The 21,346-nt window shown below is 73.2% G+C and carries 21 protein-coding genes; 13 read left to right on the top strand and 8 right to left on the bottom strand.

All coding sequences use genetic code 11. From position 1 onward, the window contains the following. Window positions 1-66 precede the first annotated feature (66 nt). The 3 genes from IH45_RS0117700 to IH45_RS0117690 all read right to left on the bottom strand — a co-directional run bounded on the left by IH45_RS0117700 (window position 67) and on the right by IH45_RS0117690 (window position 2,856). Window positions 67-396: a hypothetical protein gene (locus IH45_RS0117700; RefSeq protein WP_030668619.1), complete on the bottom strand. Its 330-nt coding sequence runs from the start codon at window positions 394-396 to the stop codon at window positions 67-69. Between the two features lie 69 nt (window positions 397-465). Continuing rightward, window positions 466-870 carry a peptidase inhibitor family I36 protein gene (locus IH45_RS0117695; RefSeq protein WP_030668615.1) on the bottom strand — a complete coding sequence of 135 codons (405 nt, stop codon included), beginning with the start codon at window positions 868-870 and terminating at the stop codon, window positions 466-468. 381 nt (window positions 871-1,251) lie between these two features. Beyond that, a complete protein-coding gene (locus IH45_RS0117690) occupies window positions 1,252-2,856 on the bottom strand; it encodes an MFS transporter (protein WP_030668612.1) in 1,605 nt (534 codons plus the stop codon). 114 nt (window positions 2,857-2,970) lie between these two features. Here IH45_RS0117690 and IH45_RS0117685 point away from each other — a divergent pair, with 114 nt between their 5' ends. The 7 genes from IH45_RS0117685 (at window position 2,971) to IH45_RS0117650 (ending at window position 11,397) form a co-directional block, all read left to right on the top strand. Beyond that, window positions 2,971-3,729 (top strand): TetR family transcriptional regulator, encoded by a 759-nt coding sequence (locus tag IH45_RS0117685; RefSeq protein WP_030668609.1) that lies wholly within the window; start codon window positions 2,971-2,973, stop codon window positions 3,727-3,729. 313 nt (window positions 3,730-4,042) lie between these two features. Next, entirely contained in the window at window positions 4,043-5,263 is a 1,221-nt protein-coding gene (locus tag IH45_RS0117675) for an alpha/beta hydrolase (protein WP_078897622.1), read from the top strand. Between the two features lie 189 nt (window positions 5,264-5,452). Continuing rightward, window positions 5,453-6,349 carry a DUF4429 domain-containing protein gene (locus IH45_RS0117670; protein ID WP_030668602.1) on the top strand — a complete coding sequence of 299 codons (897 nt, stop codon included), beginning with the start codon at window positions 5,453-5,455 and terminating at the stop codon, window positions 6,347-6,349. Between the two features lie 165 nt (window positions 6,350-6,514). After that, window positions 6,515-7,858: a sensor histidine kinase gene (locus tag IH45_RS0117665; protein WP_032917703.1), complete on the top strand. Its 1,344-nt coding sequence runs from the start codon at window positions 6,515-6,517 to the stop codon at window positions 7,856-7,858. Beyond that, window positions 7,855-8,535 carry a response regulator gene (locus tag IH45_RS0117660; protein ID WP_030668597.1) on the top strand — a complete coding sequence of 227 codons (681 nt, stop codon included), beginning with the start codon at window positions 7,855-7,857 and terminating at the stop codon, window positions 8,533-8,535. The genes IH45_RS0117665 and IH45_RS0117660 overlap by 4 nt, the downstream gene beginning before the upstream one ends. 395 nt (window positions 8,536-8,930) lie before the next feature. Beyond that, the gene (locus tag IH45_RS0117655; RefSeq protein WP_030668594.1) at window positions 8,931-10,097 is read left to right on the top strand and encodes an alpha/beta hydrolase; all 1,167 of its coding nucleotides are present in this window, start codon (window positions 8,931-8,933) and stop codon (window positions 10,095-10,097) included. Window positions 10,098-10,158: 61 nt separating this feature from the next. Continuing rightward, window positions 10,159-11,397, top strand: coding sequence for an acyltransferase family protein (locus IH45_RS0117650; protein WP_030668592.1), 1,239 nt, complete (start codon window positions 10,159-10,161; stop codon window positions 11,395-11,397). A 69-nt stretch (window positions 11,398-11,466) separates the two neighbouring features. Here the strand turns inward: IH45_RS0117650 and IH45_RS0117645 are convergent, their stop codons facing one another. Both IH45_RS0117645 and IH45_RS0117640 read right to left on the bottom strand, forming a co-directional pair. Then, window positions 11,467-12,495, bottom strand: coding sequence for an aldo/keto reductase (locus tag IH45_RS0117645; RefSeq protein ID WP_030668590.1), 1,029 nt, complete (start codon window positions 12,493-12,495; stop codon window positions 11,467-11,469). Between the two features lie 7 nt (window positions 12,496-12,502). Further along, window positions 12,503-12,997 (bottom strand): MerR family transcriptional regulator, encoded by a 495-nt coding sequence (locus IH45_RS0117640; protein WP_030668587.1) that lies wholly within the window; start codon window positions 12,995-12,997, stop codon window positions 12,503-12,505. Window positions 12,998-13,184: 187 nt separating this feature from the next. On the opposite strand from IH45_RS0117640, the gene IH45_RS0117635 reads away from it, so the two are divergent. Continuing rightward, window positions 13,185-14,003: a serine hydrolase domain-containing protein gene (locus IH45_RS0117635; protein WP_030668584.1), complete on the top strand. Its 819-nt coding sequence runs from the start codon at window positions 13,185-13,187 to the stop codon at window positions 14,001-14,003. Window positions 14,004-14,068: 65 nt separating this feature from the next. On the opposite strand, the gene IH45_RS0117630 is transcribed toward IH45_RS0117635, so the two are convergent. After that, window positions 14,069-14,743 (bottom strand): pirin family protein, encoded by a 675-nt coding sequence (locus IH45_RS0117630; RefSeq protein ID WP_030668581.1) that lies wholly within the window; start codon window positions 14,741-14,743, stop codon window positions 14,069-14,071. Between the two features lie 73 nt (window positions 14,744-14,816). Here IH45_RS0117630 and IH45_RS0117625 point away from each other — a divergent pair, with 73 nt between their 5' ends. From IH45_RS0117625 to IH45_RS0117605, 5 genes are all read left to right on the top strand, one after another. After that, window positions 14,817-16,007, top strand: coding sequence for a PucR family transcriptional regulator (locus IH45_RS0117625; RefSeq protein WP_030597484.1), 1,191 nt, complete (start codon window positions 14,817-14,819; stop codon window positions 16,005-16,007). 89 nt (window positions 16,008-16,096) lie between these two features. Next, complete coding sequence (locus IH45_RS0117620; protein WP_030668579.1) at window positions 16,097-17,038, top strand: ACP S-malonyltransferase; 942 nt, start codon at window positions 16,097-16,099, stop codon at window positions 17,036-17,038. A 13-nt stretch (window positions 17,039-17,051) separates the two neighbouring features. Then, entirely contained in the window at window positions 17,052-18,098 is a 1,047-nt protein-coding gene (locus IH45_RS0117615) for a ketoacyl-ACP synthase III (protein WP_030668577.1), read from the top strand. 118 nt (window positions 18,099-18,216) lie between these two features. After that, window positions 18,217-18,465 (top strand): acyl carrier protein, encoded by a 249-nt coding sequence (locus IH45_RS0117610; RefSeq protein ID WP_030668574.1) that lies wholly within the window; start codon window positions 18,217-18,219, stop codon window positions 18,463-18,465. A 76-nt stretch (window positions 18,466-18,541) separates the two neighbouring features. Next, entirely contained in the window at window positions 18,542-19,807 is a 1,266-nt protein-coding gene (locus IH45_RS0117605; protein WP_030668571.1) for a beta-ketoacyl-[acyl-carrier-protein] synthase family protein, read from the top strand. Window positions 19,808-19,878: 71 nt separating this feature from the next. Here the strand turns inward: IH45_RS0117605 and IH45_RS0117600 are convergent, their stop codons facing one another. Together IH45_RS0117600 and IH45_RS0117595 are read right to left on the bottom strand one after the other, a co-directional pair. Continuing rightward, window positions 19,879-20,754: an NAD(P)-dependent oxidoreductase gene (locus tag IH45_RS0117600; protein WP_030668569.1), complete on the bottom strand. Its 876-nt coding sequence runs from the start codon at window positions 20,752-20,754 to the stop codon at window positions 19,879-19,881. 51 nt (window positions 20,755-20,805) lie between these two features. Continuing rightward, on the bottom strand, window positions 20,806-21,300 hold the full coding sequence (locus tag IH45_RS0117595) for a DUF3145 domain-containing protein (RefSeq protein WP_030597503.1): 495 nt from the start codon (window positions 21,298-21,300) through the stop codon (window positions 20,806-20,808). Window positions 21,301-21,346: the final 46 nt, after the last annotated feature.

Raw genomic sequence — 21,346 nt, 5'->3', positions numbered from 1 at the left:
GGACCCGGCGTACGGCTGCGGGGGCCCGCTCAGATCAGGACCCGGCGTACGGCTACCGGGGCCCGCTCAGATCGGGGACCCGGCGGCCACGCTGGTGATCCGGATGATCGCCAGCACCGTGTCGATCGCACCGAGGACGACAGCCACCAGCGCCGGGAGCGCCTGGCTCCCCGCGCTCCACCGGCGGCCCATCGCGAGCCACCCGAGGAGCACGGCCACCGGTCCCAGGACGATGCTGAGGACGAAGAATCCGGCGACCGCGCAGATGAGTCCGATCACGCCCAGCGTCGCGCGGTCCGGCCCGCTCCGAGGCCCCGTCCGGCCCCGTGAGCGGGGGGTCTTGCGCAGGTGGGTACGGAATCGCGTACGGCTGTGCTGTCCGAGGCCCGCCATCATCCCTCCCGAGGGTCGCGTGGTCCGGGCTCGCCACCCGGGTACCCCCCGCCGCCGCCTCCACTCCCCCGCTCACCGCTCCCAGATTTTGAACGCCCGCACCTGATAGGGGGATTCGGGCACCCAGCTGCCGCCGCCCGGGTAAGTGTCGAACTCCCCGGTCTCCTGGCACTCGGCGCTCTGGTACGTGGTCACCGGCCGCCCGGTGCGGTTGGCGAAGGATGCGGCGCGGGCTCCGGCGGGCAGCGTGACGCAGCTTTCGATGTCGGTGTCGGCCAGTTCGTGGACCTGCCGCTCACCGGTGAAGCCGCGGCCCGGCCAGAGGCAGAACTGTCCGGTGGCACAGTCGCCGGCGGCCGGGCCCGTGTGCGCCCGAGGCCGGGCCTGCGGTGTGCCGTGCGCGGGCGAGGCGCCGAGGTGGGCGGCGGCCAGCGCGGCGGCTCCCGCGATCAGGATGCCGGTGTGGACCATGCGCATGTGGATCACTCCCCCGTGGAGTACGAAGTGGCGTGCCGCGACGGGTGGTTGTCCGCCGCGGGGTCGGTGATCCGAGCTTGGCTGCGTGCGGGTGCGGGCGCCAGGCACGCACGGACCGGTCCACCCGGACAGGCGACGCGCCGCCGTCGGGCGTTCAACGGGGCCTGCGGGGCGGCCGGTTGACGCGGCTTGAGGGCGTACGGCCCGGTCAGCGTACGCAGAGGTGCGGAGTACCGCAGACCCGTACGAGCGACAGCGCGCCTGTGGAGAAACGAAACGCGCGGCCGGCCGGGGCGGGAGCCCCGGCCGGCCGCGCGTCAACGCGACCCGGTTGCCCGACGGACGGCGGACGGCGAATGGCCGACGGCAGACGGCGGGCGGTCAGATGTGCCCGACGCCCGCGCCCGCCTCTGCGTTCGCACCGCGCTTGGTGAACAGCGCGACGACGGCCGCGACGACCGACACGGCGCAGGCGACGGTGAAGGCCAGGCCCATGCCCGACACGAACGTGTCGTGCACCGCGGTGCCGATCCGGTCGACGATCTGCGGCGTCATGCCCGGGGCCTGGGCCACCTGCGGCGGCACCGCGCCGACCTCGGCGGCGGCCTTCAGCGCCGGGTCCGGAGCGCCCGGCAGGCCCGCCTTGGTCCAGTTGCCCGCGAAGTCCGAGCTGACCTTGCTGGACATCACGGCGCCGAGCACGGCCGTACCAAGGCTGCCGCCGACCTGCATGGCGGCCTGCTGGAGGCCGCCCGCCACGCCGGAGAGCTCCAGCGGCGCGTTGCCGACGATGACCTCGGTGGCGCCGACCATGACCGGCGCGAGGCCCAGGCCGAGCAGCGCGAACCACACGGACATGGCCAACGTGCCGGTGCCGGTGGTCAGCGTCGTCATGCCGAACATGGCGACAGCGGTGCAGACCATGCCGCCGACGAGCGGGATACGGGGGCCGAACTTGGTGATCAGCGCGCCCGCGGCGGGCGAGCCGACGATCATCATCGCGGTGAGCGGCAGCAGGTGCAGGCCACTGTCGACCGGGCTCAGACCGTGCACGTTCTGCAGGTAGAAGGTGACGAAGAAGAGACCGCCCATGAAGCCGAAGGCCATCAGCACCATCAGGATCGTACCGGCCGTCAGCGGCACGGAACGGAACATCCGCAGCGGGATCAGCGGCTCGCGGACCTTGGTCTCCAGGATCGCGAAGGCGGCGAACACGACGACAGCGGCGGCGAGGAAGCCCAGCGTCTTCGCGTCGCCCCAGCCCCACTCACCGGCCTTGATCAGGGCCCAGATGAGGCAGAACATGGCACCGGAGAGCAGCACGATGCCGGGGATGTCGAAGGAGCGCGGGGCGTTCTGGGCGCGGTGGTCCTTCAGGATGACCAGGCCCAGCACCAGGGCGAGCACACCGACCGGCACGTTGATGAAGAACACCGACTGCCAGCTGACGTGCTCGACGAGCAGACCGCCGACGATCGGGCCTCCGGCGGTGGAGGCGCCGATGACCATGCCCCAGATGCCGATGGCCATGTTGAGCTTCTCGGCCGGGAAGGAGGCGCGCAGCAGTCCGAGGGCGGCGGGCATCAGCAGCGCGCCGAAGATGCCCTGGAGCACGCGGAAGGTGATGACCAGCGACACCTCGCTGGACAGACCGATGGCTCCGGAGGCGAGCGCGAAGCCCACCACGCCTATCAGGAAGGTCTGGCGGTGGCCGAAGCGGTCGCCGAGCTTGCCCGCCGTGATCAGCGAGACGGCGAGGGCCAGCAGATAGCCGTTGGTGATCCACTGGACATCGGCGAGGGACGCCTTGAGGTCCGCCTGGATGGCCGGGTTGGCGATGGCGACGATGGTGCCGTCGAGGGCGACCATCATCACGCCGATCGCGACGGAGAAGAGGGTCAGCCACGGATGGCCCCGGAGTCCCTTGCGAGGCTCCGGTACGGGGAGGTCCGGTGCGGCGTGGGCAACCGGGGTCTGAGAGCTCATCCTTCGAGGCTAATGTCAGCCACTGACAGTTGACAAAGCAATTCATCAGTCGGTAACTGTCATCTAGCTCACAGGTATTCTGAGCAGCGGCAACAACGAGAAAGGCGGCGCAGGATGACTCCCTCCACGCCGCAGGTGACACGACCTGAAACCGCCCTGGCCCCCGGGCCGGACGCCGGGGCAGCGGCCCCTTCCACGGGCGGCGGCCCGTCTCCCGCCCGCCCGGCGCGGCCCGCCCCCGCCCCCTCGGGCGGCCTGCGCGAGCGCAAGAAGCAGCGCACCCGCGACGCGCTGATCCGCTCCGCCCTCGAACTGTTCACGGCGCACGGCTACGAAGAAACGACGATCGACGAGATCGCCGAGGCCGTCGACGTCTCGCAGCGCACGTTCTTCCGCTACTTCGCGAGCAAGGAGGAGGTCGTCTTCGCCGTCCACGAGATGGTGGAGGCGCGCTTCGCCGGTGAACTGGAGCGGCGGCCGGAGGGCGAGGCGCCCCTGGAGGCGCTGCGCAACGCCGTGATGACCTCGTGGGACGACATCGGCGGCGCGATCCAGTCGGTGATCCCGCTGGAACTGCACATGCGCACCTACCAGATGATCGAGTCGACGCCCGCGCTGATCGCCGCGCACTGGCGCCGCTACGCGGTCCTGGAGGAGCAGATCGCCCGCCTCATCGCCCGGCGCGAGGGCGTGGACGTGGCGACGGACCCGCGCCCGCGGGTGGTCGTCGCGGCGTTCAGCGGGGTGATGCGGGTCGCCGGGAAGGTGTGGGGCGAGGGCGAGGACGTGAGCGTGGAGTCGATCCGCGAGATCACGGAGGAGTACCTCGCGCAGATCGTTCCGGCCGTGAGCGGGGAGTGGCGCGGCCGGTGAGCGGCGCAAGCCGGTGAGCGGTGAGCGGCCCCGTGACCGGTAAGCGGCGCGAACCCGTGACCGGTAAGCGGCGCGAACCCGTGACCGGTAAGCGGCGCGAACCCGTGACCGGTAAGCGGCGCGACCGGTGAGCCAGTGGCCGAATCCAATCGTCCGCACCGCCGGCCGAGTGCCTGCGTGAGACCGTTTCCGCACGTCTGAGCACCGGGCCGCCTCGCGGCGTGTCCGTTGTGACGCCAAATGCCCAGGCCGAAACGTGATATCACTCACGCACCGAGCGGGCGCCCCGCCCCGTCTCCTAGGGTGGCCCGCGGTGACTTCTTCCTTCTCGGGGCTCGGCGCTCCCTCCTTCGGTTTCCTGCAGTCCACCGCCTGGCGTGCGGCGCTCGCCCTGGTGGTGGTGTTCGTCATGCTCGCGATGACCGGCTGGACGGCCGTCAGAGGCACCAAGGACGACGCCAACCCGCTGGCCACCGCGCGGGCCGCCTGGGACCACGCCTCCTTCCGCGGGCACCGGCTGCCGGACACCGGCTCCGCGCCCGGCACGCTCGCCGCCTTCTTCCGCTCGCTCGGCCGCGCCGAGCGGGCCGCGCTCGCCGACCGCTACCCGCTGGTCGTCGGCAATATGGGCGGCGCCCCCGTGGATCTGCGCTACCAGGCCAACAAGAAGGCGTTGTCGCAGGCCGGCGAGGTGGCGCGGAAGCGGATGCACGACCGGCGGCTGACGCCGGTGGGCCGCCGGGAGGCGGGCCGGCTGATGCACCGCTTCGCGTCGATGGGCACCGCGGGGCGGCAGATCCTCGCCTTCGACCCGGCCGGCGGCGGCCGGGCCGCCGAGGTCTTCGGCGACCTGGGGCACGCCCGCCGCGTCTCGGTGGTGGTGCCCGGCGTGGACACCAACCTGGCCACCTTCGAGCGCACGGCGCGCGCGACGAGCGCGCCCGCCGGCATGGCCAAGTCGCTCTACGACGCGCAGCGCGCCGCCCGCGCCGGCTCCCGTACGGCCGTGATCGCCTGGGCCGACTACACCGCGCCCGCCGGGCTCGGGGTCGAGGCCGCCACCGGGCAGCTCGCCGCGCAGGGCGCGCTGCGGCTGGACAAGCTGGTCCGGGCGCTGCCGGAGAGCGCCTCCGTATCGCTGATGTGCCACAGCTACGGCTCCGTGGTCTGCGGCGTCGCGGCCCGCCGGCTGCCGTCCTCCGTCACCGACATCGCGGTGGCGGGCAGCCCCGGCATGCGGGCGGAGACTGTCGCCGGGCTCGGTACGCACGCCCGGGTCTGGGCCATGCGGGACGCCGACGACTGGATCCAGGACGTGCCGTACCTGGAGGTCGGCGGGCTCGGCCACGGCGCCGACCCGGTCACCCCGGCCTTCGGCTCGCGGGTGCTGTCGGCCCGCGGCGCCGAGGGGCACGCCGGGTACTTCCAACCCGGCACCCGGAGCCTGCGCAACTTCGCGATGATCGGGGTGGGCGCGGTCGCCTCGGTGGACTGCGCCCCGCAGGACCAGGGCTGCTCGGCCGACCTTGCCTGAGCCGTGGCGGCCGGGGGCGGGCCGCTCCCCGGCCGTGCCGCCGTGCCGGGTACGGATACCGGAGCCCCGGGTCACGCGTTCCGGACGCACCGGACTCGCGGGCGGCATGGGGCAAAAGCGGCTTGACGCGCGTAGCGCATGATGTCCGGAAGGGGGACGGGCGGGCGACCGCCGCTTACGATGAGCCGCATGGGTGATGTGCTGGCCGGTTTTCACGCCGTCTGGGAGTTCGACACGGACTCCGTGCTCATCCGCTTCGAACGGGGGATCCGCAGGCCGAAGCTCTTCCAGGCGCTCGGCGAGCGGCGCGTCCCGTACGAGGCGCTGAAGTCCGTCGAGCTGGCGCCGGGCAGGCGCGGCACGGTCGTGCTGCGCGCGGTGCCCCGGCCGGGCGCCGACCCGCTGCTGGAGGCCGCGGCCGGCCAGCTCAAGGAGGATCTCGACCCCTACCGCCTGGTGCTGCCCGCCGAGCGCGAGGTGCTGGCCGAGTACTACCGGGACGAGCTGCGCGGCGCGCTCGGGCCCGATGCCGCGCGGCCCGCCGGGGAACACCTGGTGGCCGCGCCGGAACCGCCGCTGACCTTCAAGGCGTACGACGGCAAGGCGTCCTTCGACGGCAGCGCGGTCGCGTTCCGCTGGTTCTGGACGGGGGCCTCGTCGGCCAAGTGGAAGTGCGGCGACCAGAGCTTCCCGGTCGGCGAGCTGGCCGGGGTGGAGTGGCGCTCGCCGGAGGGCGGCGCCGGGGTGCTGTCCGGCAACGGATATCTGCGGCTGGTGGAGCGGGGCGCGGAGGACCGGCGGCCCGGCGAGGCGGACCAGGATCCGGCCTCGGTGGTGTTCGGGCTCGGGTACGGGCCGGTGCACGAGTCGCTGCCGTTCGCCGCCGCGGTGCTCCAGGCCGTACGGGCCGCGGCTCCCGACGGGGACGCGGCGCCACGCCGGCCGGTGCGGCCCCGCGACGACGCCCGGCGCGATCCGGCCGACATCGCGGACCGCATACGGCAGCTGGGCGAGCTGCACACGGCGGGGCTCCTGACGGACGCCGAGTTCACGTCGAAGAAGGCGGAGCTGCTGGCGGAGCTGTAGCCGAAGGGGAGGTGGTCGCAGGCGGGAGCGGCACGTGACAGCCGGTCCCGCGCGTCGTGCCCGTACCGGAGTACGGCGCCGCCCGCCCCGTACCGGGGTATGACGCCCAAGGCCACCCCCCGGTATGACGCCCCGGCGCCCGGCCCCGCTTACGCTGACCAGGCCATGAAGACGACACCACCGCGCCCCGCGGACGACTTCCACCGCCTGCGCTCCCGCCTCCTGCGGGCCGGACGGCAAGGGCTGCGCACCCTGGCCGAGGACCTCGGGAGGCCCGCCGGCCCCGGCGCCCCGCTCTTCGGCCAGGTACAGAACCGCTGGCTGCGCCTGCTGCCGTACGCGGTCGCCTTCTGCTTCATGGTCTCGCTGCTGCCCTCGACGGTGAACGTCCTCGTCAACGACTACGGGCTCAGCGGCGGCCCGGCCGGCACCCTGGCCATCGCCCAGACGGTGCCGCTGCTGCTGGCGGTGGCCCGGCCGCTCCAGGCGTGGTGGGTGATCTTCACAGCCGATGTCGCGGGCGGCATCGCGCTGGGTTTCGCACCGGGTCTCGGCGACCAGGCCTGGCCCTGGCCCCCCACGGTCATCGTCGGCTACCTGGTCCTGATGCTGGCGCTCTCCCTGCACGAAAGACGCCGCACGCTGGTGGCCGTCTGGGGCGCGACCGGCGCGGTGAGCGTCTTCTTCGAGATGGTCCGGCCGAACCACGGCTCCGGCACCTGGGTGCTGATGTTCACCCTCTCCGGCGTCGTGCTGCTGGTGGGCGGCGCGCTGCGGGAGCGCGGGGCCGCGCAGCGCAAGCTGATCGAGCAGGAGAACATCAGCGAGGCCGAGCGCGCCATGCGCACGCTGCTGGAGGAGCGCACCCGTATCGCCCGCGAGCTGCACGACGTCGTCGCCCACCACATGTCGGTGATCACGGTGCAGGCGGACAGCGCGCCGTACCGCATCAGCGGCATTCCGCAGGCCGCCCAGGAGGAGTTCAGCACGATCGCGGCCACCGCGCGGGAGTCGCTGGCCGAGATGCGGCGGCTGCTGGGCGTGCTGCGCAGCGAGGAGACGGAGCGGCACGGCGGCCCGGAGAAGGCGCCGCAGCCCGGCCTCGCGCAGCTGCCGAAACTGGTCGAGGGGACGGTGCGGGCCGGGGTGCCGGTCGATCTGGCGCTGCCCGACGAGCCGGTGGCGCTGTCGCCCGCGGTGGACCTGTCGGCGTACCGCATCGTGCAGGAGGCGCTGGCCAACGTCGTACGGCACGCGCCGGGCGCGCACACCCGCGTCTCGGTCACGGCCGGCGAGGAGGGCGCCCCGCTGACCGTCCTGGTCGTCAACAGCGCCCCGCCGCGCCCGGCCGCGCCGCTGGAGACCTCCGGTACGGGCCACGGCCTGGTCGGCATGCGGGAGCGCGTACGGCTGGTGGACGGCACCCTGGACACCGGGCCCCTGCCCGACGGCGGCTTCCGTGTCGCCGCCCAACTCCCCATAACAGCAAAGGACCATAACCCCGCATGACCACTCGGGTGATCATCGTCGACGACCAGGCCATGGTGCGCGCCGGCTTCGCCGCGCTGCTCGCCGCGCAGAGCGACATCGACGTCGTCGGCGACGCGCCGGACGGCGTGCAGGGCGTCGAACTGAGCCGCCGCACCCACCCGGACGTGGTGCTGATGGACGTCCGGATGCCGGAGATGGACGGGCTGGAGGCGGCCCGGCAGCTGCTGGACCCGCCGGCCGGCGTGGTGCACCGGCCGAAGGTGCTGATGCTCACCACGTTCGACGTGGACGACTACGTGTACGAGGCACTGCGCGCCGGGGCGTCCGGGTTCCTGCTCAAGGACGCGCCGCCGGCCGACCTGATCTCGGCGGTACGGGTGGTGGCGGCGGGCGAGGCGCTGCTCGCGCCGTCCGTGACGCGGCGGCTGATCGCCGACTTCGCCCGGCAGCGCCCCGCGCCCCGCAAGGACCGCACCGCGCTGCGGCTCAACGGGCTGACCCCGCGCGAGACGGAGGTGCTGGAGCTGATCGCCCGTGGCCTGTCGAACCAGGAGATCGCCGATTCCCTGGTGCTCGCCGAGCAGACCGTGAAGACCCACATCGGCCGGGTGCTGGCCAAGCTGGAGCTGCGCGACCGCGCCCAGGCGGTGATCTTCGCGTACGAGTCGGGGCTGGTGTCGCCGGGGGCGAACTGACCGGCGGAGCGCGGGGAGACGGGCGGGAGCGGCGCGCTCCCGCCCTCCTGTGTTTCCGGTACCGTCCGCGCCCGCCCCGCCCCACCCGTACCGAGGTACCGCTCCCGCCCTGTACCGGGGTACCGCCTCGCCCACGTACCGGTACCCCGACCTCCGCTACCGGCGCACCACCCCACCCCCACCGTCCCGCCCCACCGTCCCCCTGGTCAGCGCCTACGGAGGTGGGGACAACCCCCCTCTGTGACTGGGGGTGGCCGGTCGTGCTGGAGGACGAGCGCGGCGGGGACCCCCTACCCCGGTATCAGCGGGCAGTTGGCTCCGCGGTGTGACGTGCCGTCACCCGTCCGCTTCTTACGTTTCCCTCCGCTACGTCAACGGAAGAGGGAGACCCCACCATGTCCAAGCCGCGCCGGTCCACGCTACGCGGTAGGCGCACGCTCGTCGCGGTCGTGCTGGCGGCGGCGGTCGTCGGCGGTACCGGCGGCTGGGCGGCGGGCTCCACGCAGGACGCCGTCACCGGGCCCGCGCCCGGCGCGGCGGCCTGGCGCGCGGACCACTCCACCGGCAAGCGGCTGCCCGACCCGGCGACCGCCACCCCGGCCCAGGTCGCCCGGTTCTTCCGCGCGCTGAGCGGGACCGAGCAGCAGCAGCTGGCGGCCCGTCACCCGCTCACCGTGGGCAACCTCGATGGCGCGCCGCTCGCCCTGCGCTACCGCGCCAACGCCCTCGCGCTGCAAGCGGAGCGCGAACGCCAACTGGCCCGCGCCACCGACCCCGCCGGGACGCTCCAGGACCACCAGGAAGCACGCCGGCTGGCCGGCCGCTACGCCGAACTGCTGCGCCCCGGCCGCCAGATCCTCGCCTTCGACCCGCGCGGCCGGGGCCAGGTGGCCGAGGTGTTCGGAAACCTGGCGACGGCGCAGCGTACGTCCGTGTTCGTGCCGGGCTCGGACATCGACCTGTCCTCGTCCGACCGGGCGCGCGACCCGTACGGCACGCCGTCCGGCATGGCCAAGTCGCTGCGGGCCCGGATGGCCGCCGAAGCGCCCGGCGTCCGTACGGCCGCGATCGCCTGGACCGGCTACACCACCCCGCTCGGCCTCGGCCCGGACGCCGCGACCGGCCGCCTGGCGGAGGCCGGTGCCCCGCGCCTGGCCCGCTTCCTGGACGGGCTGGCCGCGGTCGGCGTCCCGGCCCCCACCCTGCTGTGCCACAGCTACGGATCGCTCGTCTGCGCCCTGGCCGTACCGCGCCTGGAGCAGGGCCGGATCTCCGACCTGATCGTCTTCGGCTCCCCCGGCATGCGGACGGACAGTGTGGCGGCGCTGCGCACCACCGCCCGGGTGTGGGCCGCCCGCGACGCCACCGACTGGATCGGCAACGTGCCGCACGTCGAGTTCCTGGGCCTGGGCCACGGTACGGACCCGACCGACCCGGAGTTCGGCGCGCGCCGGGTGCCGGCACGGACGGCCGAGGGCCACACCGGCTACCTCGCGCCCGGCACGGACTCGCTGCGCAACTTCGCCGACATCGCGCTCGGCCGCTACGACCAGGTGCGCTGACGGGCGCCGGACGCCCCGCCACCTGCCCCAGCCTTCCCGTCCACCCCGGAAAGAGGCCCCCATGGCCACCCCGCTCCCGGCCCCGCTCCTGGCTCCCGTCCGCAAGGCCGTCCGCACCATAGAGGGCCGTACGCCCGCCCACCGCGACCGCGCGATCGACGGTCTGCGCGCCCTCGCGCTGCTCGCCGTCCCGACCGGTCACTGGCTGCTCGGCGGTTTCACGCTCGACACCGACAGCGCGCTGCACAACGCCAGCCCGCTGTCCTCCTTCGCCGCCCTGGCGCCCGCCAGCTGGGTGCTCCAGATGCTCGGCATCTTCTTCCTGGTCGGCGGGTACGCGTCGGTGCTGTCCTTCCACCGCGCCGCCGCGCGCGGTGAGTCGACGGGCCACTGGCTGCGGACGCGCCTCGCCCGGCTGGGCCGCCCCGTCCTCGGGGTGACCGCCGTCTGGGCGGCGCTGATTCCCGTACTGTCCGTGTGCGGCGTGCCCGAGCCCACGCTCCGTACGGGGGCGACGCTGGTCATCCAGCCGCTGTGGTTCGTCGGGGTCTACGCGGGCATCACCGCGCTCACCCCGTACTGCGTCCGCGCGGCCCGCCGGCTGGGCGCGTGGGCCGCGGCGCCGCTGCTGGCCGCCGTCGCCATGGTCGACTTCCTGCGGTACGGGCCGTACGCCGACGCCATGCCGTCCTGGCTGAGCCTGCTCAACCTGCTGCCGGGCTGGATGTTCGCCTACCAACTGGGCGTGTCCTGGGGCGAGAAGCGGCTCGGGCGGCGTGCCGCGTGGACGCTGCTGCTCGGCGGGACCGCGCTGTTCGCCGCGCTGCTGCTGTTCTTCCACTACCCGACGAGCATGGTCGGCGTACCGGGCCAGGACCGTACGAACTCCCACCCGCCGTCGCTGCTGGTCCTCGCGCTGGCCGCGGCCCAGTCCGGCGCGGCGGTCCTGCTGCGCGACCGCATCGCCCGGCTGCTGCGCCGCCCGGCGCTCTGGGCGCCGGTGGTCGTCGTCAACCTCTGCGCGATGACGGTGCTGTGCTGGCACCAGACGGCGATGTTCGCGACGGCCGTGCCCGCGTCCTTCACCGGTGCCGTGCCCGGTCTCACCATGGCGCCGGACACCGTGGGCTGGATTCTCGCCCGCCTCGCCTGGCTGCCCGTCTTCGCCGTCGCGCTGGTGCTCATCGGCCGGGTGACCCGGCGTTTCGAGGCGCCGTGGACCGGGATGACGGCGGCCCGGCGGGCGGTCGCGGGGACCCTGGCGGCGGCGTTCGGGGTGTTCGCGCTGGGCCTGGCCTGAGCCGGGCCCGCGAAGACCGGCGGGTGGTGCCACCCCGGGGGACGGCACCACCCGCCGCTTGTCGCTCCGTTACTCCCGGCCCACCGAGGTGAACGTCATGTCCGCGTACCGGTCGCCCGCGACCTTGCTCGCGACCGGCTCCAGCAGCGCCAGTTCCTCCGCGCTGAGCACGATGCGCGTGGCGGCCGCGTTCTCCTCGACACGGCTGCGCTTGCGCGTGCCCGGGATCGGCACCACGGCCAGGCCGTGCACCTGCGCCTGCTGCTGCACCCAGGCCAGCGCGACCTGCCCGAGCGAGGCCCCGTGCGCGGCGGCGACCTCGCGCACCGGCTCCAGCAGGGCCGCGTTGGCCTTCGCGTTGTCGCCCGTGAAGCGGGGCTGCTGGCGGCGGAAGTCGTCGTCGGTCAGCTCCTTTTCGGCGCTGACGAACGAGCCGGTCAGGAAGCCGCGGCCGAGCGGCGAGTACGGCACGAAGCCGACGCCCAGGTCCCGCGCGGCCGGCACCACGCCGTCCTCCACGTCCCGGCTGAACAGCGACCACTCCGACTGCACGGCGGCGATCGGGTGCACGCCGTGCGCGGCCCGCAGTTCGGTGCCGGTGACCTCGCTCAGGCCCAGGTGCTTGACCTTGCCCTCGGCCACCAGCTCGGCCATCGCGCCGACCGTGTCCTCGATGGGGATGTCCGGGTCGCGGCGGTGCATGTAGTACAGGTCGATCTCGTCCACGCCGAGGCGGCGCAGGCTGGCCTCGACGGCCTGGCGGATGTACGGCCGGTCGTTGCGGATGGACCGCTTGGCGGGGTTCAGCGGGTCGGCCGGGTCCGCGGCGATGGCGAACTTCGTGGCCAGTACGACCTCGTCCCGGTGCGCCCGGATGAACGGCGAGATGAACTCCTCGTTGTGCCCCAGGCCGTACATGTCGGCGGTGTCGAAGAGCGTGACGCCCAGTTCGAACGCCCGCTCCAGCGTCGCCCGCGCCTCGCCCTCGTCCTCCGTCGGGCCGTACGCGAAGCTCATGCCCATGCAGCCGAGCCCCTGGACCCCGACCAGCGGGCCGGCGGCTCCCAGGCGAACGGTCGCTATCTTCTCAGTGGTCATGCCGACCTCATACTCCCTCTGACGCCCGGCGGGCGTCCGCATAAGCATCGATCTTGTAGTCGAGGACCCGGAGCGTGTCCTGCAGTTCGGCGATCCGCTCCCGTACGTCCGCGCGGTGCGCGGTCAGCAGCTCTTCCCGCTCGGCGAAGGTGTGCTCGCCCTCGCGCACCAGCTCGGCGTAGCGGACCATGTCCGCCACCGGCATGCCGGTCAGCCGCAGTTTCGTCACCAGGTCCAGCCAGTCCAGGTCGCGGTTGCTGAAGCGGCGCTGGCCCGTGTGCGTACGGTCCACGTGCGGCATCAGCCCGATCCGTTCGTACCAGCGCAGCGTGTGGGCGCTCAGTCCGGTGTGCTCGGCGACCTCGCTGATCGTGTACTGGTCGCGGCCGGTGGGCCGCGGGTGCAGCACCGGGCCCCTGCAGCGGGCCAGCCGCGCGGGCTCCTGGTCCGCCACCGCCGTCTCCGCCGCGGCCACCACCGCGTCCGTCGCCGTCACCGTCATGCCGTGCCTCCCGTAGTTGCCGGATGTCCCGGTACCGGGCCGTTTGCTCCCGGATCTCTCACGACGTCCTCAACGCTAGAGACTTGGAGTGCACTCCAAGCAAGCGGTGTCTTGACCCAATCTTGAGGGGCGGCGGAAGCCTCCGGGCCGTCCCGGGCGCGCCACCGAGGGCGTTAGGCTCATGCCCATGTCCTTGCAGAGCCTTCGGATGATCGAGAACTGGCCGGTGCCGACCGCGGCCGCCGCCGTCGTACGCACCGACGGCACGGTGGCCGGCACCCACGGCCCGCAGGAACACCGCTTCCCGCTGGCCTCGGTCACCAAGCCGCTCGCCGCGTACGCCGCGCTGCTCGCCGTCGAGGAGGGCGCGGTCGAGCTGGACGAGCCGGCCGGTCCCGCGGGCTCGACCGTGCGCCATCTGCTCGCGCACACCTCGGGGCTGGCCTTCGACGAGGACCGCGTACAGGCCCCGCCGGGCGAGCGCCGGCTGTACTCGAACGCGGGATTCGAGGCGCTCGGCGACCACATCGCCAAGGCCACCGACATCCCCTTCCCCCAGTACCTGCGCGAGGCGGTCCTCGAACCGCTCGGCATGACCGCCACCGACCTGCCGGGCTCGCCCGCCAAGGACGGCGTCTCGACCGTCGCGGACATGGCCCGGTTCGGCGCCGAGCTGCTCGCGCCGCGCCTGCTGGCGCCGCAGACGCTCGCCGAGGCGACGTCGGTGGTCTTCCCCGGCGTACGCGGTGTGCTGCCCGGCTACGGCATGCAGAACCCGAACGACTGGGGCCTGGGCTTCGAGATCCGCGACGGGAAGTCCCCGCACTGGACGGGCGCCGCCTCCTCGCCGCGGACGTTCGGGCACTTCGGCCAGGCTGGCACGTTCCTGTGGGTGGACCCGGACGCGGGCGCGGCCTGCGTGGCACTGGCCGACCGGGCCTTCGGGCCCTGGGCGATCGAGGCGTGGCCGCCGCTGACCGACGCGGTCCTCGCCGAGCTGCGCTGAACGCGGGCAGCGGCGCGGTGGTCCCGTTCGCCGCTCTCCCGGGGCCGGTGGCCGGGCTTTGGCCCTCAGCCGTACGACGGTTCGCCCGGCATCTCCCACATCAGGCACTCCGCGTCGCCCTCGGCGGTCACCACCAGGTCCGTGGCGTCGGTGATCCGCGCCGCGTCCCCGGCCGCCAGGCGTTCGCCGTCCAGCCGGAGCGCGCCGCGCACGACGTGGATGTACATCCGCGGCGCGTCCGGCACGGCGGAGCGCGCGCCGTCGGGCAGCCGCCGCAGATGCAGCATCGCGGCGGCCCCGGGCACCGCGTACGGCGTCCCGTCGGCGATGCCGCGCACCACGTCGTACACCGGGTCGCCGCCGAACCCGGTGGGCGCGAGCCACATCTGCACGAAGCGCAGCGGGGCGGCGCCGTCGTTGCGCTCCTCGTGCCGCACGCCGCCCGCCGCGCTGAGGCGCTGCACGTCGCCGGGGCGCACCACCGTCTCGTGGCCGGTGGTCGAGTCACGGTGGGTCAGCTCCCCCTCGACGACCCAGGTGACGATCTCGGTGTCGCGGTGCGGGTGCTCGTCGAAGCCCGCGCCCGGCGCCAGCCGTTCCTCGTTGCAGGCGATGAGCGCGCCGAAGCGCAGGTTGTCCGGGTCGTAGTGCGGGCCGAAGGAGAAGGCGTGCCGCGTCTCGATCCCGGCGGCCGCGTCGCCGCCCGGATACCGTTCGTCGCCCCTGTGTACGTGGATCACCCGACCACCGTAGTCCCCGCCCCGCTCGGCCCACCGCGCCATCACACCGCCCCGATAAGGCAGGCTTGTCCCCGTGTCTGAACCCGCATCGCGCGACGCGCACCCGCATCCGCACACCGCGACGCTCCGCCGGCTGGAGAAGTCGTCCGGCAAGCTGGCCGCCAACGCCATCGCGCGCATGGACGCGCAGCTGCCCTGGTACCGCGCCATGCCGCCGGAGAACCGCTCGTGGATCGGGCTGGTGGCCCAGGCGGGCATCGCGGCCTTCACCGAGTGGTTCCGGCACCCGGAGACGCCGCAGGCCATCAGCACCGACGTGTTCGGTACCGCGCCGCGCGAGCTGACCCGGGCGATCACGCTGCGCCAGACCGTGGAGATGGTCCGTACGACCATCGAGGTCATGGAGGCCGCGATCGACGACGTGGCGGCCCCCGGCGACGAGGGGGTGCTGCGCGAGGCGCTGCTGGTCTACGCGCGCGAGATCGCCTTCGCCACCGCCCAGGTGTACGCGCAGGCCGCCGAGGCGCGCGGCGCCTGGGACGCGCGCCTGGAGTCGCTGGTGGTCAACGCGGTGCTGTCCGGGGAGGCGGACGAGGGCGCGGTGTCGCGGGCCGCCGCGCTCGGCTGGAATTCTCCCGAACATGTGTGCGTTGTGCTGGGTACGGCCCCGGACGGGGACAGCGAGCTGACGGTGGAAGCCATCCGCCGGGCGGCCCGCCACGCCAAGCTCCAGGTGCTCACGGGCGTCCTGGGCAGCCGTCTGGTGGTCATCGCGGGCGGCTCGGACGATCCGCTCAAGGCGGCGAAAGCCCTGATCGGACCGTTCGCGGCGGGCCCCGTGGTGGCCGGCCCGGTGGTCGCCGACCTGCTGGCGGCGACGCGCTCGGCGCAGGCCGCGGCGGCCGGACTGAAGGCATGTGCCGCATGGCCGGATGCCCCCCGTCCCGTACTGTCCGACGACCTCCTCCCGGAGCGGGCGATGGCGTCCGACCCGGCAGCGCGTGAGCAGCTGGTGGAGGAGATCTACAGACCGCTGGAGGAGGCAGGCTCGGCTCTCCTGGAGACGCTGAGCGTGTATCTGGAACAGGCCAGCAGTCTGGAGGGCGCGGCGCGGATGCTCTTCGTGCACCCCAACACCGTGCGCTACCGGCTGCGACGTGTGACGGACGTCACCGGGTGGTCACCTTCCGACGTACGCTCCGCCTTCACGCTGCGCATCGCGCTGATCCTGGGGCGGCTGGCCGACGGTGACAGCCAACTCTAGACTTTTGTAGAACACCAACAATTCCCCTGATGGTTCTTCGTCCCTGTCCCCACGGGCGGGCGGGACCTCCCACAAGAGAGAGTGTGAGGGTGCTCGTACTCGTCGCTCCCGGCCAAGGCGCTCAGACGCCCGGCTTCCTGACCCCCTGGCTCGACCTTCCCGGTGTCGAAGACCGGCTCCGTGAGTGGTCGGCCGCCATCGGCCTGGACCTGGTCCACTACGGCACGAACGCGGACGCGGACGAGATCCGCGACACCGCGGTGGCACAGCCGCTGCTGGTGGCGGCCTCCCTGGTGTCCGCACGACAGCTGTTCGCGACCCCGGAGGACTTCTCCCGGCAGGTCGGCGCCACCGCCGGACACAGCGTCGGCGAGCTGGCCGCGGCCGCCCTGGCCGGTGTGCTGTCCGAGGACGAGGCGCTCCGGCTGGTACGGAAGCGGGGCCTGGCCATGGCCGAGGCCGCCGCCGTCACCGAGACCGGCATGGCCGCCCTCCTCGGCGGCGAACAGGACGTCGTCCTGCCGCACCTGGAGAAGCTGGGCCTGACCCCCGCGAATGTGAACGGCGCGGGCCAGATCGTGGCCGCCGGCACCGCCCAGCAGCTGGCCGCGCTGGCCGAGGACAAGCCCGAGGGCACCCGCCGCGTCGTACCGTTGAAGGTGGCCGGAGCCTTCCACACCGAGCACATGGCCCCGGCCGTGACGGCGCTGGAGGAAGCGGTCGGGCAGCTCACGCCCGCCGACCCGCACACCCGGTACGTGTCCAACAGGGACGGCCACGTCGTCACCGACGGGCACGACGTCGTACGCCGCCTGGTGGGCCAGGTGGCCAACCCGGTGCGCTGGGACCTGTGCATGGAGACGTTCAAGGAGCTGGGCGTCACCGGCATCATCGAGGCCAGTCCCGGCGGCACCCTCGTCGGCATCGCCAAGCGCGCGCTGCCCGGCGTCAAGACGCTCGCCCTGAAGACCCCGGACGACCTCGACGCGGCCCGCACGCTGATCGCCGAGCACTCTGCCCCGGCCGAATAGGAGCCCCGAGAGCATGACCTCGAAGATCAAGCCCGCCAAGGGCGCCGCGTACGCGCGCATCATGGGCGTCGGCGGCTACCGCCCGACCCGCGTGGTGCCGAACGAGGAGATCCTCAAGCACATCGACTCCTCCGACGAGTGGATCCGCTCGCGCTCCGGCATCGCCACCCGGCACTGGGCCGGCCCGGAGGAGACCGTGTCGGCGATGTCCGTGGAGGCGGCCGGCAAGGCCATCGCGGACGCCGGTGTCACGCCCGAGCAGATCGGCGCGGTGATCGTCTCGACCGTCTCGCACTTCAAGCAGACCCCGGCGATCGCGACCGAGATCGCGCACCGGATCGGCGCGGGCAAGCCCGCCGCGTTCGACATCTCCGCGGGCTGCGCCGGGTTCGGTTACGGCCTCACGCTCGCCAAGGGCATGGTCACCGACGGCAGCGCCGAGTACGTGCTCGTCATCGGCGTCGAGCGGCTGTCGGACCTGACCGACCTGGAGGACCGCGCGACCGCGTTCCTCTTCGGCGACGGCGCGGGCGCCGTGGTCGTCGGCCCGGCCAAGGAGCCTGCGATCGGCCCGACCGTGTGGGGCTCCGAGGGCGACAAGGCCGAGACGATCAAGCAGACCTTCGGCTGGGACGTCTACCGCCGCACCCCGGTGCCCGGCGGCGACGGCCCCGAGGCCCGGATGGCCCTGGAGGACATCCGCTACCCCGCCATCACCCAGGAGGGCCAGGCGGTCTTCCGGTGGGCGGTGTTCGAGATGGCCAAGGTCGCCCAGCAGGCGCTGGACGCGGCCGGGGTCAGCCCGGACGACCTGGACGTCTTCATCCCGCACCAGGCCAACATGCGGATCATCGACTCGATGGTGAAGACCCTCAAACTGCCGGAGAATGTCACGGTCGCCCGTGACGTGGAGACCACCGGCAACACCTCGGCCGCCTCGATTCCGCTCGCCATGGAGCGGCTCCTGGCGACCGGGCAGGCCAAGAGCGGGGACACCGCGCTCGTCATCGGCTTCGGGGCGGGTCTCGTGTACGCCGCGACGGTCGTTACCCTCCCCTAGGCAAGATCTGCGCAGCGCCATCCGCTCGAACGCGTCCCGGCGGCTGTACGGAGCTTGATCCATCATCCGGAACTGCGGACCTTCCAGTTCCCCGACACATCACCGAAGGAGCGCCATCATGGCCGCCACTCAGGAAGAGATCGTCGCCGGTCTCGCCGAGATCGTGAACGAGATCGCCGGGATCCCCGCCGAGGACGTCAAGCTGGACAAGTCCTTCACCGATGACCTGGACGTCGACTCGCTGTCCATGGTCGAGGTCGTCGTCGCCGCCGAGGAGCGCTTCGACGTGAAGATCCCCGACGACGACGTCAAGAACCTCAAGACGGTCGGCGACGCGACCGACTACATCCTCAAGCACCAGGGCTGATCCGGCCCGGCGCATGTCGCCACCCCGCGGTGGCGCCGTGATTCTCAACCCCTCGACCTGTGGAGTAGGAATTTCCGTGAACGCGACCAATCGCACCGTGGTCGTCACCGGTATCGGCGCAACCACACCGCTGGGTGGCGACAGTGCCTCGACCTGGGAGGGGATGCTGGCCGGCCGGTCCGGCGTCAGCGCCCTCACCCAGGACTGGGCAGCCGACCTCCCCGTCCGCATCGCCGCCTCGGCGGCCGTCGACCCGGGCGAGGTCATCCCCCGGGCGCAGGCCCGCAAGCTGGACCGCTCGGCGCAGCTCGCGCTGATCGCGGCCCGCGAGGCGTGGGCGGACGCCGGTTTCGACGCCAAGGCCGGCGAGGACGGCGCCGTGGACCCGGACCGGCTCGGCGCGGTCATCGCCTCCGGCATCGGCGGCGTGACCACCCTGCTGAACCAGTACGACATCCTCCGGGAGAAGGGCTCGCGCCGCGTCTCCCCGCACACCGTGCCGATGCTGATGCCCAACAGCCCGTCGGCCAACGTCGGCCTGGAGGTCAACGCGCGGGCCGGTGTGCACACCCCGGTCAGCGCCTGCGCGTCCGGCGCCGAGGCCATCGGCTACGGCATCGAGATGATCCGTACGGGCCGTGCCGACGTGGTCGTCGCGGGCGGTACGGAAGCGGCCATCCACCCGCTGCCGATCGCCGCGTTCGGCAACATGATGGCGATGTCGAAGAACAACGACGACCCGCAGGGTGCCTCCCGCCCCTACGACGCGGACCGCAACGGCTTCGTGCTCGGCGAGGGCTCCGGCGTGATCGTCCTGGAGTCGGCCGACCACGCCGCCAAGCGCGGCGCGCGGATCTACGCCGAGGCCGTCGGCCAGGGCATCTCCGCCGACAGCCACGACATCGTGCAGCCCGAGCCCTCCGGCAACGGCATCGCGCACGCCCTGCAGAACCTGCTCGCGGGCACCGACCTCAAGCCCGCCGAGATCGTGCACGTCAACGCGCACGCGACCTCGACGCCGCTGGGCGACCTGGCCGAGCTGAAGGCGCTGCGCAAGGTCTTCGGCACCGAGGCCGACCACATGGCGATCTCCGCCACCAAGTCGATGACCGGCCACCTCCTGGGCGGCGCGGGCGGCGTGGAGACCGTCGCCTCGATCCTGGCGCTGTACCACCGGGTGGCACCGCCGACGATCAACATCCAGAACCTCGACCCCGAGGCGGACGCGGACATCGTCCGCGACGTCAAGCGCGAGCTGCCCGCCGAGGGCACCATCGCGGCGCTGAACGACTCGTTCGGCTTCGGCGGTCACAACGTGGTGCTGGCGTTCCGGACGGTCTGACCGGGTCCGTACCAGCCTGAGCGTTCCAGGGGCCGCGCCGTTTCGGCGCGGCCCCTTTCGCACGCCCGGCATCAGCCGTCGAAGCTCGCGAAGTACGCCGCCGCCCCGTCCTCGTCGCCGTGCCCCAACTCCTCCGCCCGCCGGAAGCGCTCCGCCGCCGCCGTCGCGAGGTCCATCCGTACGCCTGCCTGCCCGGCCGCCTCCGCGATCAGCCGGGCGTCCTTGCGCGCTGCGGACACCGTGAAGCTGGCCGGATAGTCGCCGGACAGGATCAGCTCCGACTTCATCCGGAGGTACGGCAGGTCCAGCGGGCCGCCCGCGACCGCGTCCAGGAGGGCGCGCGGGTCCACGCCGAGGCCCTGGGCGAGGGCGAGCGCTTCCCCCGTGCCGTTGATGACGGTGAGCACCCAGCTGTTGACGGCCAGCTTGAGACGGCTGGCCGTGCCCGCCGCCGCGTCCTCGCCGAGCCACAGGGTGCGCTGTCCGACGACGTCGAGGACCCGCCCGGCCCGCTCCCGTACGTCCTGCGGCCCGGCCGCGAGAACCGTCAGCAGGCCTTTCTCGGCGGGTTCCTTCGTGCCGAGGACCGGCGCGTCGACGAAGTCCAGACGGTGTTCGCGGGCGAAGGCGGCGAGCGGGGCGACTCCGTCGGCGCCGACGGTGCTCATCTGGAGCCAGAGGGTTCCGGCGCGCAGCACGGGGGCGCTCTGCCGCATGGCGTCCAGGACGGCGGGTCCGTCCAGCAGGACGGTCAGGACGGCGTCCGCGCCGTCCACGGCCCCGGCCGGGGTGTCCGCGACCCGTACGCCGTCGGCGGCCAGCGGTTCGGCCTTGGCGCGGGTGCGGTTCCAGGCGCGTACGTCGAGGCCGGCGGCGGCGAGGTTGCGGGCCATCGCCGAGCCCATGATTCCGGTGCCGAGCACCGCCACTGAGGTCTTGTCAGGCATGCCCGCACGCTACGGCCTGGAGTGAGCTCCAGGGCAAGCGCGGCGCGGCGCTCAGACGACCTGGTGCAGCCAGCGGACCGGGGCGCCCTCGCCCGCGTACCGGAAGGGCTCCAGCTCGTCGTCCCAGGGCTTGCCGAGCAGCTTGGCGACCTCGGCCGCCAGCTCCGTCTCGCCGCCCGCCGAGCGGGCCAGCGCGGCGCGCAGCCGGTCCTCCGGGATGAGGATGTCGCCGTGGATGCCGGTGACGGCGTGGAAGATGCCCAGCTCGGGGGTTGCGCTGTAGCGCTCGCCCTCGGCGGTGGCGCAGGGCTCGGCGGTCACCTCGAAGCGCAGCAGGTGCCAGCCGCGCAGCGCGGAGGCGAGCTTGGAGGCCGTACCGGCCTCGCCCTGCCAGGAGAACTCGGCTCTCCAGGTCCCCGGGGACGCCGGCTGGCGGATCCAGTCGAGGTTGACGCGCACACCGAGCACGCCCGCGACGGCCCATTCGACGTGCGGGCACAGCGCGCGCGGCGCGGAGTGGACGTACAGAACTCCACGTGTCGTCACCGGGACCTCCAGTACGGTTCGAGGTTCGCCTTCCCCAGCGGCCTCG

The organism is Streptomyces rimosus subsp. rimosus, assembly GCF_000720725.1.
GTDB classification, from domain to species: Bacteria; Actinomycetota; Actinomycetes; order Streptomycetales; family Streptomycetaceae; genus Streptomyces; species Streptomyces rimosus_A.
Note: the sequence above shows the minus strand (reverse complement) of the source record. Positions and strands in the feature narration are given on the sequence as shown.

What these genes read in the sequence shown, in the direction of transcription:
- IH45_RS0117700 (WP_030668619.1), bottom strand. Translation starts at nt 396, where the DNA reads ATGATGGCGGGCCTCGGACAGCACAGCCGTACGCGATTCCGTACCCAC.
- IH45_RS0117695 (WP_030668615.1), bottom strand. Translation starts at nt 870, where the DNA reads ATGCGCATGGTCCACACCGGCATCCTGATCGCGGGAGCCGCCGCGCTG.
- IH45_RS0117690 (WP_030668612.1), bottom strand. Translation starts at nt 2,856, where the DNA reads ATGAGCTCTCAGACCCCGGTTGCCCACGCCGCACCGGACCTCCCCGTA.
- IH45_RS0117685 (WP_030668609.1), top strand. Translation starts at nt 2,971, where the DNA reads ATGACTCCCTCCACGCCGCAGGTGACACGACCTGAAACCGCCCTGGCC.
- IH45_RS0117670 (WP_030668602.1), top strand. Translation starts at nt 5,453, where the DNA reads ATGGGTGATGTGCTGGCCGGTTTTCACGCCGTCTGGGAGTTCGACACG.
- IH45_RS0117665 (WP_032917703.1), top strand. Translation starts at nt 6,515, where the DNA reads ATGAAGACGACACCACCGCGCCCCGCGGACGACTTCCACCGCCTGCGC.
- IH45_RS0117660 (WP_030668597.1), top strand. Translation starts at nt 7,855, where the DNA reads ATGACCACTCGGGTGATCATCGTCGACGACCAGGCCATGGTGCGCGCC.
- IH45_RS0117655 (WP_030668594.1), top strand. Translation starts at nt 8,931, where the DNA reads ATGTCCAAGCCGCGCCGGTCCACGCTACGCGGTAGGCGCACGCTCGTC.
- IH45_RS0117650 (WP_030668592.1), top strand. Translation starts at nt 10,159, where the DNA reads ATGGCCACCCCGCTCCCGGCCCCGCTCCTGGCTCCCGTCCGCAAGGCC.
- IH45_RS0117645 (WP_030668590.1), bottom strand. Translation starts at nt 12,495, where the DNA reads ATGACCACTGAGAAGATAGCGACCGTTCGCCTGGGAGCCGCCGGCCCG.
- IH45_RS0117640 (WP_030668587.1), bottom strand. Translation starts at nt 12,997, where the DNA reads ATGACGGTGACGGCGACGGACGCGGTGGTGGCCGCGGCGGAGACGGCG.
- IH45_RS0117635 (WP_030668584.1), top strand. Translation starts at nt 13,185, where the DNA reads ATGTCCTTGCAGAGCCTTCGGATGATCGAGAACTGGCCGGTGCCGACC.
- IH45_RS0117615 (WP_030668577.1), top strand. Translation starts at nt 17,052, where the DNA reads ATGACCTCGAAGATCAAGCCCGCCAAGGGCGCCGCGTACGCGCGCATC.
- IH45_RS0117610 (WP_030668574.1), top strand. Translation starts at nt 18,217, where the DNA reads ATGGCCGCCACTCAGGAAGAGATCGTCGCCGGTCTCGCCGAGATCGTG.
- IH45_RS0117600 (WP_030668569.1), bottom strand. Translation starts at nt 20,754, where the DNA reads ATGCCTGACAAGACCTCAGTGGCGGTGCTCGGCACCGGAATCATGGGC.